The following is a 14218-nucleotide window of genomic DNA, read 5'->3' as shown; positions in this document are numbered from 1 at the left end:
CCAGCATCCTGCTCCTGGGCTGCCCTCTCAGCTGCCCGGCGGGCCTCAGCCTCAGCCTTGGCCTTCATGTTAGCCTCCCAGCGGGCCTGGGCAGCGGCAGCCCGCTCAGCCTCCTTAGCGGCCTTACGGGCAACTGCCTCCTCCTGGGCCTTAACCTGGGCGGCCTTCTTAGCGTAATACTTACCTAAGAACTCATCGCGGTAGTCAAAATATTCCCCCGAATCAATGGCTGCGCGGGCATCATCGACCATCTTCACAATAAACCGCTCATTATGAATCGAGGCCAAAGTAGCGGAGAGACGCTCGTCGGCCTTAAAGAGGTGGTGCAGGTAGGCGCGGGTGTAATGAGTGCAGGTGTAGCAGTCACAGCCCTCAAAAATGGGGGAGAAATCAGTGCGGTAGCGGGCATTCGTCAGGTTGACCCGCCCGCCAAGGGTATAGACAGCCGCGTTACGGGCCACACGGGTGGGAGAGACACAGTCGAACGTATCCACACCGTTTTCAATGCCGGTGAAGATATCGTCAGGTTCCGAAATGCCCAGCAGGTGGCGGGGCTTGTTCTCAGGTAGCTCCTCGTTGCACCAGCGCACAATGGTGCCCAGGTTTTCTTTCTCTAGCGCCCCGCCCAGGCCAAAGCCGTCAAAAGGCATGGCACCCAGATCACGGCAGGCCTTACGGCGTAAATCTTCGTACTGGGCACCTTGAATCACACCAAAGAGAGCCTGGTAGGGTTTCCCCACTCGCTCCGCGGTCAGGCGCTGATGCTCAGCAATACAGCGCAGGGCCCACAGGCGGGTACGTTCCAGGGCCTCTTCCTGGTAAGGGCGGGAATTATAGAGAGTGGTCAGCTCATCAAAAGCAAACATAATGTCAGCACCAATCTGGTGCTGAACCTGCATGGACACCTCAGGGGTGAAGCGGTGAATATCGCCGTTAATATGGGACTTAAAGTTCACCCCATCATCATCCACATGGGCCATGCGCTCTTTACCCGCCGCCACATCATCATCACCGATGGGGCGGCCGTCCGCGCCGGTAGCACCGGCCACGGTACCCATATCAATCACCTTTTTGAAACCAGAGCCCAGGCTCATGACCTGAAAACCCCCAGAGTCGGTGAAGGTAGGCCCATCCCAGTTCATGAACTTACCCAGGCCCCCTGCAGCATCAAGGACGTCCGTGCCCGGCTGCAGGTAAAGATGATAGGCGTTAGCCAAGAGGGCTTGGGCACCTAAATCTTTCATGGCCTCAGGCAGCACAGCCTTGACTGTTGCCTTAGTGCCGACCGGGGTGAAGGCAGGGGTGGCAATATCGCCGTGCGGGGTGTGAATGAGACCGGTGCGGCCCAGAAAAGCTCCACCGTTAGCGTCAATCTGTTGGCCGGTGGGCTGGGCTGTATCAGCCAGACGGTTGCCTAGTTCAAAAGAAAAAGTGGGGTCAGAAAATTCGGTATTGAGCACGGGCACAAGTCTACCGGGTGAGTGCGGAAGGAGGCTGTGGTCCCGCTTCTTGAGGGTAAGCGAAAGCTTCATAGGTATGCAGGAAGAACATACCTATGAAGCTTTTGGAGACATTCGGTGGTGTGGGGTGCGAGCTTAGCGTCAGGGATTGTGGGTATCTTAATGGTGCAGAGGTGCAACAGGTAAGGCAGGCCTTGATTGCCCCTGCTTCGCTTCTGGTTACATCATCCTAAAAATTTTCATATCATATTAAAAAATGTTTGAGGAAGATAATTTTAGGATGATGTTATGTCGGTCAACACTGCGGCAATAATCCAAGGCCTACGTGCTCGAAGGTATGAAGGTCCAAAAATTGAGGTCAAAGAGGCTGTAGGTGGGGCCCCTAAGTCTATTCTTGAGACGCTCTCTGCCTTTGCAAATGATTCCGGAGGGACCGTTCTTCTAGGTCTTACTGACCCAGAGAAAGGGGTTCTTCCTGCCCCTAATTTTTCACCTGAGAGAGTCATGAGTCAGGTGGAAGACATGGTCAGAAGTGGTATAACCCCTCCTGTTAGCGCGGAAATTACCGTTGAGACCCTGCAAGACGGAGAGAGAATCGTTCGTATTGATGTTGAGGAAGGTAATTTAGCTGAGAAGCCTTATTACATTACAACAAAAGGCAGGTATGCGGGCTCGTATACCCGTCCAGGTGAGGGCGACCGAAAGCTTACCTCATACGAAATAGACAGATTGCTTGAGAACCGGCGTCAACCTTTACATGACCGTGAGCCAGTACTTGGGGCTAGCATCGAAGACCTTGATCCGGATTTAGTGAAAGGCTATCTTAGGGTAATTCGTGAGCGTGAGATGAGAGCCTTTGAGGGGCTGACCGATGAAGAAGCCTTGTTGAGGTCAAACGTTCTCGTTCGTTGCGGAGAATCCAAGAGAGTCGTTCCTACTCTTGCTGGTCTTTTAGCTCTAGGTTCATATCCACAAAGCTTCTTTCCGCAGCTGGATCTAACTGTAGTTGTACTTCCTACTCCCAATATTGGTGAAACAGCTCAGGACGGTTCGCGCTTTCTAGATAACCAACAGTGCTCAGGCGCCATTCCCTATATGGTAAGTGATGCAATCCGTGTACTAATTCGCAATATGAGGAGTAGATCTGTTATCAGTTCTGATGGAATTGGACGAGAAAACAGATATGAATATCCGATTGAGGTAATTAGAGAGCTTTTAGCAAATGCTCTGATGCATCGAGACTATTCTGAGCAGGCCAGGGGTGCGCAGGTTCAAGTTGAACTCTACCCTGACAGATTGGTTATTCGTAATGCGGGCGGTATCTATGGCGCTGTGAATCCTGCTGACTTTGGAGAGTATGGGGTTTCATCCTCAAGAAATTCTGTACTAACCCGGATTTTATCGACAACGCCCTTACCAGACGCTGGGTATATGGTCGCTGAAAACCGAGGGTCTGGAATACCTAGTATTTTCCACTCCCTTAAGAACGCTGGAATGCAGATGCCTGCTTTTCGCGTGACTTTGAACGAAGTTGAGGTTACCGTCCCTCACTCTGCTTTGATGGGAGATGAAATCAAACAGTGGCTAAAACGCTTTGATGTATATAACCTTTCAGCAAATCAGACTCAGGTATTGGCTCTGATGCATTCGGGGCGGTCTGTCAGTAACCAGAACTTACAGGCATGGGGGATACATCCTGCTGATGCGACGAAAGAGCTATCTGATTTGGTAGATAAGGGGCTAATCGTAAAACACAGTGATCGGCGTTGGTCTACCTATTCGCTTCTGCCTGAGTATGAGCCTTCTTCATCGCCTGTTGATATCTCTCAAGAGAGAGACAAAACAGTTATTGAGCAACCAAAATCCGGTAAATCCAGCAGTATTGTGGCTCGTAGAACCGTTATCCTGGGTTTAGTTCTAAACAGTGAAGATGGCTTGTCGTCACAAGAAATTGTAGAAGGTCTCTCTGCCCAAAATATTAGTGTTTCTAGAGCTACTATCAATAACGATATTAACTACCTTATCAAAGCTGGCAATTTAGCCCCTACAGCGGCTGTACGAAGCAAGAATCGGAAATATACTGTGGGAGAAAGAATTACCGTAGCTGACTAAAACCTAAGATCTTGTCTATTCTAGAAAACCCGTGCCGCCGCTTCTAGCGCCATCCAGGCCTGCAACTGGGTTGATAAATCCACCGGCTGGGCAGGCTTGAGCACCTGAGAAATATGCCGGGTCACATCGGGTGAAAAGAGAGCCACTGCCTCCCCACGAATCTCAGTGGGATCAATACCCGGCTCATTCAAGGGCAGGTCGGGGTCGAACTCACGCCGACCATCCCAGAAAAGCTCGGCGGTGGCAAGGACGAGATCTCGCGCCTGATCACGCACACTCTGCGGCAAGGCGGGGTGGGTGGCAACCTCCGCAAGGTAACGCACCAGAATACCGGTAAAGAGCCCACCGTCCCCGGCACCCTGGGTTGCTAGAACCCGCAGAGTCTCTGCCTCAGAAATCTCAAAGTCACGGCCAAACTCCCGGTCAATGCCGGCAAGAACCTCAGCGATATGCTCAACCGGGTCAACCGCCAGCAGCTCAGCCCGCCCAGCATCAAGCACCGCCAGATAAGCCCCCAGCACCGGCCCCTGGTTATAGGTGTACAAGGCACCCTCTACCGAGGTGATCTCAGCCTGCTCACCCCGCCCAGTAACCCTAACCCCATCGAGGTAGAGCTTACGCTCTGCATCAAAGAGAGTGGCGTGCAACCAATTCAATAGGGCAGCTGCCTGCTCATACCGGTGAGCCCGCGCCAGAGCCAGAGCAATCGGGGCAGTAGCCGGGGTGTTCTTAAAATCGTGATCCTTGGACCAGAAAGCACCTCCACCCACCTCAGGGGTGCAGGCGGCTGCCAGCTCCCGGTAGAGCCGGGTAGCGGCGTCCTGAGCAGCAGAATCACCATCACCTTCTACCGCCAGTGCCAGCCGGTTGAGGCGCTCGCAGGCCAGGGTCAGCCAGGCCATGTCGTCGTAGTAGTGGTTGGGGTAGGAACCGAAGTTGCGGACCTGAATACCGCGTAGCACTGACCGGGCTTCTTGTAAGGAGGCCTGCGCCTGCTGCTGCCCGCCGGGGGCCCTGAGCTGGCGGAAACCAGCGTCAAGGAGGTTATCTAGCAGGTGAGCCTGCCACCAGTAGTGCCATTCGCTGTTGAGCCGGGTGCGGCGGTTGGTGCTGGGGTGGCTAGTGCGCCCCAAGAGGGTGCCAGGTAGCCCTGCGACCCGGTGGCCGAAGAGGCGGGTGACGGAGTGGGCTGCGGTGTGTGCCCGTTGCCCCAGGGCCTGACGGTGCTCGGCGGTTAGTGCTGCGAGCTGGTCGGGTGCGTGCTGCAGGTGCTTGGGGTGCATGGCGTCTCTTTCTGTGGCGCGTCGGCGGGCCGGGGCATGGTTGGTTTTAGTCTACCGTCTAGGGTGCCTAGTTGTGTCTGATGCGGGAGCGGGTGGTGAGGTGCTAGAGTATGGTGAATGCGCACCTCTTCTACTGGGCAGGTTTCTGCCGTCTGGATTTACCTCTCGTCTGCTGCCCTGTCTATGTTGGGCAACTCTATTGCCGGTATCGTCTGGCCTTGGCTGGTGCTGGAGCGCACCGGCAACCCGGCTGCTGCGGGTATCGTGGCTGCTGCGATTGCGGTGCCGTCGCTGGTTTTTGCCTATTTTGGTGGCAACCTGGTCGATAGCCTGGGCCGTAAGCCGGTGTCGGTGATTTCGGATATCATTTCGGGCCTGTCGGTGATGGCCGTGATTGCGGTTGATATGGTTTTTGGGCTGACGCTGAGCTGGTTCATCATCATCGGTATTTTGGGTGCGGTGGGTGATATCCCGGGTATGAGTGCCCGCGCTGCCCTGATGGGTGATGTGGCTGCGACCTCGCGTAAGAAGGTTGCCCAGATTTCTGGCTGGAACCAGGCTTTGAGCGGGGTCAGCTTCCTGGTGGGCCCGGCTGTAGCCGGTGTGCTGATGACGGCCCTGCCCATTGAGCAGGTCCTGTGGATTACGGCCGGTTGCTCCCTGCTTGCTGCTGCCCTGACCGCCTGCTTGCGCCTGCAGAAGGCGGGGGCAGGCGTCCTTACTGAGGGGCAGGACGCCCCCGCCCAACCGGGTGCGGACGGGCAGGTGCCAGCGTCCTCCCCTGAAGCCCCTACCGAAGACCCCCTCAAGGGGCTGGCGGGCTGGAAGAAAGCCCTGGGCTACCCGGTGATTCGTCTGCTGGCTCTGGATTCTTTGCTATCGATGGCCCTGGTGATGCCCTATCTGATGGTGCTTCTGCCCGCCCACTTCCAGGGGATTGACCAGCCGGGGCTGTACGGGGCATCCATGTCTGCCTTTGCCGTGGGCATGATGGTGACCAGTATGGTGGCGGGTAAGATTGTGCCTTTCCCCCGCCGGGCCTGGGTGGTGGGTATGGTCTTCTATACCCTGGCCTTCTTTGGCATGGCCTTGCTCGAAACTTCCTGGCTGGCCATCGTGGGCATGGGGATTTCCGGCTTGGGCGGGGGTATTATGAACCCCCTGCAGACCCTGCTGGTGATCGAGGGTGTACCCGAGCAGATTCGCGGCCGGTCATTCTCAATCTTTATGGCTATTAGCCAGGTGGCCGGGCCCATTGGTCTGGTAGCAACCGCAGCAATCCTGCCCTTTGTGACCATTTATCAGGTGGCCTGGGCCCTGGCGGCATTATGGCTACTGGTAGCTATCTACCTGGTTATTCGTGGGTTGCAGCTGCTCCCGGCTAGGAGCACTGAGCAGATAGTAGAGGCCGAACCTACAAGTCACTAGGAACCTGTAGGCCGCTATGATGCAGGCCCCACCGCTAGGGTGCGCCTGCTTCTGACCGTCACCACCTCACCAGTAAAAGGGTGGGGGAAAGTCAGCGACCTGGCCAGAAGCTGTAGGGGCAGGGCCGGCTCGTCCTCAGCAATGGGCAAAACGGACGGGTAGACTACATCCCCCAGGATGGGGGCCCCAGCCGCCGCCAGGTGCACCCGCAACTGGTGGGTCTTACCGGTATGCGGTTCCAAAAGATAGTGGGCCAAGGCAGTACCCGCCGCCGGAAGATCCAGGGCCGGGTTAGCCTCAGACACCGCAGGCAAGGTACCCTCAGCCACCTCAAAAACCTTCAGACAGGTAATACGAGACTGGGCGTTCAAGCCCTCAAAGGGGGCCCCCGATCTGCGGCGCTCACGCCTCTGAGCCTTAGTTTCTACCGGCAGGTGGGCTGTGTCACCGGGCAGAAGCTCAATACCGGTATGAGCTACCTGGAGGGCCCCATGCCGGTTATCAATACGCGAGCGCACCGTCAGGCTCTCACCCACCCCCAGACCGGGGATAGGGGCTGCAACCGCCTCATAGGTTTTGGTGGGTTCGCGGCGCTGGAACATGGTTTGAAAGGGGGCGCGGGCCTCAGGTGTCTTGGCGAAAAGTACCACCCCGGCTGTTGCCCTATCTAGGCGGTGAATGGGGATCAGGTCGGGGTTGTTCTCTCGTACCCGCAACTGGGTGAGGGCCGTGTGGGCTACAAAGGATCCGTTGGGGGTGGTGGGTAGGAAGTGGGGCTTGTCAATGGCTAGGACCCATTCATCCTCATAGAGCACCGGCATGTCAAAGGGTACGGGTTTCTCTACACCCAGTTCCCGGTAGTACCAGATCTTTTGCCCCGCCAAGGGGGCATTGGGGGCAACTGACTGCCCGTCGGCGTCCTTGACTTCTTTGCGGTCGAAGCGGGAGGTGAAAAGGGCTCGTTCGTGGGGGTAGAAGCGGGCCACCAGGTAGTCCAGTACTGTGCTTGCCCCTAGGGTGTTGTCTTGGGGGTTGGTTGCGTCGGGTAGCACGAATGAGACGGCGTCAATTCCCTGACGTTGGGGTAGGGGTTTGGGGGTGAGGTGGCGGTTGATTCGGCGCATGGGCTCTATTATCTCAGAGCCCTAGCAGCCCAGAGCCCTAGCAGCCCAGAAGCCTAGTGTCTTAGAGCCCCAGTAGCTCCTGGCAGCCGGGGCAGCGGAAGCTGATACGGTCGGTGTCTTCCTCACGGGCATAGAGGTGGCCTGCTGCGTAGCGGTTGGCCCCGGTGCCGGTGTCTGAAAGGTCCTCTTTGATGATGCTCTGCCCGCAACGGTAGCAGGGTTGGCCTGCGCGCCCGTAGCACCAGAGCGGTTGGGCGCTGGTGCGGGTCACCCGGTGCGGACGCCCGCGGTTAGCATCCAGTAGCAGGCGGGCGATAGAGACCACGGCGGCCACATCGGGTACTGCCCCTACGGGGGTGCGCGGGTCTATGCCGGCCAGGAAGCAGGTTTCTGCCCGGTAGATGGTGCCGATACCGGCTAGGTTTTTTTGATCGAGCAGGGCTATACCTAGGGGCCGTTGCGGTTGGGCGGTTAGGTTGGCTACCGCCTGTTCGAGTGACCAGTCGGGGCCCAGCAGGTCAGGGCCTAGGTAGGCTAGCCGGTCAGTTTCTTGGCTGGTGGGGAAGACTTCTAGCAGCCCCAGGGTAAAGCCCACAGCTTCTACCGGGTGGCTGCCTGGGATTACCTGGCCCTTGTTGTCGAGTCGGGCGTTGGCCTGGATGAGGGCTCGCACCTGGTCGGCAGGGCGCCGCCATTTCTCTGGTGCGCCGGTTTCGGTCAGCCCGTAGAGGTGCCAGATGCCGTCCATTTTCAGGTGGGAGTGTACGGTCATCTCACCGATTCTGAGCAGGATATGTTTGCCCCGGGCTAGGGCCCCGTGGATGGGCTGGCCTGCTAGGTTAATGTCGGCGACCTGGGGGTAGCGTAGGTCGGTGCTGTGGGCAGTTCTACCGGCTAGGGCGCGGTGGAGAGAGCGGGCTTGCCGCCATACGGTATCGCCTTCAGGCATGGTGAGCGCCCCTCCTTAGGTAGCAAGAAATGACCCGTCTGCTAAAGAATGTAGGGGGGCGCTTGGGTGTGCCCCCGTTGCTCACAGTGTAGACCAAACTCGGGGTTAAAGGTGTTTGCCCTCTCTGGGAGAAACCCTGGGGTTTTAAGCGTAATCCTTCCTCATGCGCAGGCCACGCGGGGTAGCGTAGAAGCCTGCGGCCAGTAGGGCCCGGCGCAGGGTGAGCACCGGGTGCTCACCAGTGTCTGCTGGTGCCTGCGGCTTGTCAGGTTCAGGGGGCAGGGGGGCAGGAGAGCTGAGCACATCTACTCCGCCTGCGGTTTCAATGACGATTTTGTCGGCTACCCCGGCGCGTACTAGCTGGCCGATCAGGGGCGCGGACGCCTCCACCTGCTCCGGCTGGTCAGTGAAAGGTAGCAGGGTTTTACCGCCGCGTTCTAGGTAGAGGGTTAGTTGCCCATCGACCAGGATGACGACGGCCCCTGCCTTACGCCCGGGCTTGTGTTTGATGGGGGTGCGGTGCTCATCCCAGGAGACAGGGGCAGGCCAGGGCAGGGCGGCCCCGTAGGGGTTGGCTGGGTCGGTGGCTGCTAGCAGGAGTACGGTGTGGTGGGTAGATCGGACCGGGGCGTAACTGCCGGAGACAGGAGAGCTGAGAGAAGTAGCCGAGTCGGGGGCAGCGTCCTGCCCTTCACCCTCAGCGGTGCTCTCTGCCGCGCGGAGCCTATCGACGGTGGCAGAAGTGGAGAACTGGGCAGCACCTAGACCCTCAATGAAGTAGCCGCGGCGGGCCAGCCCCTTCTCCTCAGCAGCAGAGAGCACCCGGTAGATGCCGGCAAAACCCCCAGGGGTATCTTCTACGGCTACAGCCCCACGGGTGAGCACCCCGTAGCGGTCCATGAGCAATTCGGCGCGGGCAGCTGCTGCCACAGTGCTATCGAGTGGTTCAGCGTCAATACGCGCCCACCGGCCACTATCGATAGGGGCCACCTGGGCGGATACTACCGGGGCCCGGCCCACACCCACACCCAGGCGGGAGGCTGAAAGGCGGGAGGCTCCGCGGCGCATACCCACTGACCGGGCCCGCGGGGTGGGGGCGGCAACCTTGTGGGCAGAAGCCCCACCTGAGATAAGGGCCCGAACTGGGGCGAAAGTATCACCGGTGACAAGCCCTGCCCACACCAGGTTCCACAGGGCGAGGGAAATCTCCTGGGCAGTCGGTGGCCTATTGCCGTGCGAGGTGGCAAGAGCTGAGAGCTGGGTTTGAATCTGGGCGAAAAAGAGACCACCGGTGAGCAAGTCATAGAGGGTGTTTTCTAGGGCGCCCAGAGCGGCCAGCGCCTCAGCCCGCTCCACTTCATCAGGCAGGGTAAGGGCGGCGGTTTCACCCAGATGCAGGGCCACCCAGCCGTCGTCCCCGGCTAGCTGCCCGACGCCCGTCCAGATAATGTCACCGGCGCTCATGGCCGAATCAAGAAGGGCAGGGGTGTAGTCGCTGATGCGGGCCTTGAGAATAAGAGGTTCCAGGGCAGAAGCTGGCACCCTCACCCCGGCCAGCTGGTCAACAACGGTCAGCAGGCCATCGTAGCCGGTGAGCATAGTGCTCTCATCCCGGCGGACGGTCACCGGCTGGGCTGGTGCCCCAAAAGTGCCGGGTGCGGCGGTGGTTTCGGTTACCTGCCAGGAGCCTACATGCTGCCAGGGCGGTAAGAAGCGGGCATAAGTGTGCGGGGCGACCGGCTCAACGTCCGCGCGGAGGGCCGCCAAGGAGCGGGAGCGCAGGGTACGCAGGACCGAGGCGTCCACCCATTCAGTCCCAGCCAGGTAGGCGGGGTCAGTGGACCCGGTGCGGGCGGCAGCTAGCTCGGCCCGTAGCTCTTCGGGCAGGAATTCGCCGGAGATAACGCGCCGGTCGGTTGCTAGAGTGCGCAGGGCCGTATCAACCACCGAAACTCCCAGCCCGAGGGTCTCAGCGGCTTGGGCTGCAGTGAAGGGGGCGTGGGTGCGAGCATAGCGGGCCACCAGGTCAACCAGGGGAGCCTCAACCGGTTCAAGGAAGGCCAGGGGAACCCCCATGGGCAGGGGCACGCCTAGAGCATCGCGCAGGCGGGCGGCGTCCTCAATGGCGGCGTAGAGTTCCCGCCCGTGCAGGCGGAAGCGCAGGGCACGCCCAGCCTGAACCAGGGCTTCGAGGTGTTCGGCGGCTTCGGTTTCTGTCAGGACGCGCTCGCCCGGCTTTTCTGCTGCTGCGTCGGGGCCGGGGGCGTTGGTGTTTGTCTCTGTGCCCTGATTTAGAACTACCCGCAGACGCTGGGCGGCCTCGGCAGCGGTGAGGGGGCCCAGCAGGCGCAGTAGGTCTGCTGCCCCTTCGGTTCCGCGTAGGCGGTAGCCCTCTGCGGTGCGCTGTAGGCGGGCCTCAGCGGTGCGAATGACATCTACATCTAGCAGTTCGCGTAGCTCGTCCTTCCCCAGAAGTTCAGCCAGGAGGGCCGGGTCTAGGGCCAGGGCTGCGGCGCGGCGCTCAGCGAGGGGGGAGTCCCCGTCGTAGAGGAATTGGGCTACATAGCCAAAGAGTAGGGTGCGGGCAAAGGGGGAGGGGTTTTCGGTTTCTACCTCGCTGATGCGCACCTTTTTGGTGTCAAGGTCTTTATGTAAGGCTGTGAGAGCTGGCAGGTCGTAGACGTCCTGCAAACATTCGCGGGCAGTTTCTAGCAGCAGGGGGAAGGTGGGGTACTTGCGGGCCACATCGAGAAGCTGGGCTGAGCGCTGACGCTGCTGCCACAGGGGAGTGCGGCGGCCAGGGTCTTTGCGGGGCAGGAGCAGGGCTCGGGCGGCGTTCTCCCGGAAGCGGGAGGCAAAGAGGGCAGAATTACCGACCCGTTCGGTCACGATGTCCTCAAGTTCGGTCGGGTCAAAGATGAAGAGGTCCGCCCCGGGTGGTTCAGCTTCCATGGCGGGAATACGCAGCACAATGCCGTCATCGGCGGCCATGGCAGAGGCATTGACCCCGTAGCGTTCTTCTGCCCGAGCGCCGACGGCCAGGGCCCAGGGGGAGTGCACAGGCATACCCAGGGGGGAGTGCAGAATCAGCCGCCAGTCGCCCAGTTCGTCACGGAAACGCTCCACCAGCAGGTGCTTCTCACTGGGCACCTGGCCGGTAGCGGCCACCTGCTCACCCACATAGGCTAAGAGGTTATCGGCAGCCCACTCATCTAACCCAATTGCGCGTAGACGGGTATGGGCTGCACCGGCGTCCTTACTGTTCTCCAGGGCTAGCTCTCGGGTAAAGGCACCCAGGGCCCGCCCCAGATCTACTGGGCGGCCTGGTGAGTCCCCATGCCAGAAGGGCAGCCGCCCGGGTATTCCGGGGGCGGGGGTGACTGTGACCCGGTCGTGGGAGATATCTTCAATGCGCCAGGATGAGGCCCCCAGGGCGATGACGTCCCCGGCCCGGGATTCATAGACCATCTCTTCATCTAGCTCACCGACCCGCTTAGGGGCCTTGGAATCTTCAGCTCCTGCGATAAAGACGGGGAAGAGTCCCCGGTCAGGAATCGTGCCGCCGGAGGTCACCGCTAGACGCTGGGCACCAGGGCGTCCTTCAATGGTTCCGGCGTCCCGGTCCCAGACAATGCGGGGGCGCAGCTCAGCGAACTCATCGGAGGGGTACTTGCCGGCCAGTAGGTCGAGGGTCGCTTCGAAAGCTGCCCGGGGCAGGGTAGCAAAAGGGGCTGTTGCCCTCAGAGCCTCAAACCAGGCTTCTACACTAATTGGCCCCAGGGCGCAGGCTGCTACAGTTTGCTGGGCCAAAATATCTAGGGGGTTAGCGGGGATAGCCAGGGGCTCAATCTTCCCGGCTAGCATACGCTGGACGGTCACTGTAGCGTTGAGCAAATCGCCCCGGTGCTTGGGGTAGAGGTAGCCGCGGGAGACTTCCCCTACCTGGTGCCCGGCTCGGCCTACTCGCTGTAGACCAGAGGCAACCGAGTGGGGGGCCTCGACCTGAATGACCAGGTCAACATGGCCCATGTCGATACCTAGTTCTAGGGAGCTGGTGGCCACTACGCACCGCAGCTGGCCCGATTTGAGGGCTTCTTCAATGAGGGTGCGCTGATCTTTGGAGACTGACCCGTGGTGGGCGCGTGCCAGTACCGGTGGCGCCCCTGGCGACACTGTACCGTCTATCGGCTGTGCAGGTGGCTGTTGTGAAGGCAGGCGGCTATCATCGGCTTCTAGCCGGGCGGGGGCGTCCTTGGCCAGGGCTTGAGCGAGCACATCAGCGAGAGCTTGGGGCTGGGTGCCGCCGGTGCTGGTGTAGCTGCGCGCCCCTGTGGCGGTGCTTGCGGTTACTTCCCCTAGCTGCCCGCGGGCCTCAAGACGGCCCAGGTAAATTTCGTTGAGCCGGGCAGTGAGTTTCTCAGCTAATCCGCGCGAGTTGGCAAAGACAATGGTCGATCGGTTGGCCTCCACCAGATCAACAATGCGCTCTTCCACATGCGGCCAGATGGAGGCCTGGTAGCCGTTGAGACTTGCTGTCTTCTCCTTAGCCTGCTCTGGGGCCTGATTTTCTGGGGCAGGCGCAGTTACCTGTATTTCTTCAATGGTCAGCCTGTTCTGGACAGGCTCCGGGGGGCTAGCTGCCGTCTCTTCACCAGGGAAGATACCCACAGCATCCCACAGGGGCTGGTCTTTGTTGCCCCGCGCAGGGCCAGCTACCGGCCGGATACCCAGGGCATCTGCCAGGGTCACCCCCTGCGGGAGGGATTCTGCTAGTTGCACGGACGCCTCCGGCCGGGTGCCGGCGTCCGCTAGGGTATCGGTGGGCACCGCCCCATCATCGAAGGAACGGTACTCGAAGTCGGCGGCATCCAGGGAGCGAATCTGGGTGCGGGTGCGCTCGGTGAGCTTATCGAGGTAGGCACTTGAGATGCTGCTCTTGCCCACCGGTGCTGGTGGGGTCTTGCCCCCAAAATTATTATCGCCCTCACCGTAGGCGTTGGGGCCGCCCAGGGCCGTCATATCGGGCACCGGCACTGAGAGGGTTAGTTCCCATTCCTTAGCCGATGGTGGCCGCACAATCTGCACTGGCACACTACCGCCCAAAAAGCGGGCTACGGTTTCGACCGGCTCTACGGTTGCTGAGAGCCCCACCCGCTGGGCTGGGGTCTCAAGGATCTGGTCTAGGCGCTCAAGCGTCACTGCCAGATGGGCGCCACGTTTAGTACCGGCAACTGCGTGCACCTCATCAATAATGACCGTGTGCACCTTAGTGAGGGTGGAGCGGGCCTTTGAGGTTAGCATCAGAAAGAGAGATTCGGGGGTGGTGATGAGAATATCTGGCGGGTTAGAAATGAGTTGGCGGCGTTCCTTAGCTGGGGTGTCACCGCTGCGCACACCCACTCGCACCTGCGGGGGTTCTACTCCCAGCTGCCGGGCCGTCTGAGCGATACCGATCAGGGGCGCACGCAGGTTGCGTTCAACGTCCACACCTAGGGCTTTGAGGGGAGAAATATAGAGCACCCGGGTGCCGCTATTTCCTGCCTGCTGCCCTTGGTTCCCCTGGGTATCCTCGTCTGCTCCTGCGCCGAGCCCTTCTGTCTCGTGGTTTTCAAAATGTAGGCGGTCAAGAGCCCAAAGAAAAGCTGAGAGGGTTTTACCCGACCCGGTAGGTGCCACAATCAGGGCGTGATGGCCTGCCGAGATGGCCTCCCAGGCCCCTGCCTGAGCTGCGGTGGGCGCAGAAAAAGCCCCCTCAAACCAGCGGCGGGTGGGGGCTGAGAAGAAGCTCAGGGCACGGGAGGTATCGGGTTTTACCATAGCCCCATTATCTCTTTAAAACGAGCAGGCCGGGCGCACCGGGCA

6 protein-coding genes and 1 pseudogene are annotated in these 14218 nt (G+C 59.9%); 2 read left to right on the top strand and 5 right to left on the bottom strand.

The window, feature by feature from the left end:
* Nucleotides 1-164 precede the first annotated feature (164 nt).
* Nucleotides 165-1532, bottom strand: a pseudogene (gene tgt, locus ACED87_RS07305) (tRNA guanosine(34) transglycosylase Tgt); the annotation flags it as partial.
* A 216-nt stretch (nucleotides 1533-1748) separates the two neighbouring features.
* Between tgt and ACED87_RS07300 the strand changes: the two are divergent.
* The gene (locus ACED87_RS07300) at nucleotides 1749-3572 is read left to right on the top strand and encodes an ATP-binding protein (protein WP_449089785.1); all 1824 of its coding nucleotides are present in this window, start codon (nucleotides 1749-1751) and stop codon (nucleotides 3570-3572) included.
* A 20-nt stretch (nucleotides 3573-3592) separates the two neighbouring features.
* Here the strand turns inward: ACED87_RS07300 and ACED87_RS07295 are convergent, their stop codons facing one another.
* The gene (locus tag ACED87_RS07295) at nucleotides 3593-4855 is read right to left on the bottom strand and encodes a glycoside hydrolase family 76 protein (protein WP_449082259.1); all 1263 of its coding nucleotides are present in this window, start codon (nucleotides 4853-4855) and stop codon (nucleotides 3593-3595) included.
* A 117-nt stretch (nucleotides 4856-4972) separates the two neighbouring features.
* Between ACED87_RS07295 and ACED87_RS07290 the strand changes: the two genes are divergently transcribed.
* A complete protein-coding gene (locus ACED87_RS07290; protein ID WP_449082257.1) occupies nucleotides 4973-6283 on the top strand; it encodes an MFS transporter in 1311 nt (436 codons plus the stop codon).
* 14 nt (nucleotides 6284-6297) lie between these two features.
* On the opposite strand, the gene ACED87_RS07285 is transcribed toward ACED87_RS07290, so the two are convergent.
* The 3 genes from ACED87_RS07285 to ACED87_RS07275 form a co-directional block, all read right to left on the bottom strand.
* Nucleotides 6298-7407 carry a pseudouridine synthase gene (locus tag ACED87_RS07285; RefSeq protein ID WP_449082255.1) on the bottom strand — a complete coding sequence of 370 codons (1110 nt, stop codon included), beginning with the start codon at nucleotides 7405-7407 and terminating at the stop codon, nucleotides 6298-6300.
* 61 nt (nucleotides 7408-7468) lie between these two features.
* Nucleotides 7469-8356 (bottom strand): DNA-formamidopyrimidine glycosylase family protein, encoded by an 888-nt coding sequence (locus tag ACED87_RS07280; RefSeq protein ID WP_449082253.1) that lies wholly within the window; start codon nucleotides 8354-8356, stop codon nucleotides 7469-7471.
* A 144-nt stretch (nucleotides 8357-8500) separates the two neighbouring features.
* Nucleotides 8501-14173 (bottom strand): Lhr family helicase, encoded by a 5673-nt coding sequence (locus ACED87_RS07275; protein WP_449089784.1) that lies wholly within the window; start codon nucleotides 14171-14173, stop codon nucleotides 8501-8503.
* Nucleotides 14174-14218: the final 45 nt, after the last annotated feature.

The sequence above is a fragment of the Rothia sp. 32237D007AR genome, from assembly GCF_053544675.1.
Note: the sequence above shows the minus strand (reverse complement) of the source record. Positions and strands in the feature narration are given on the sequence as shown.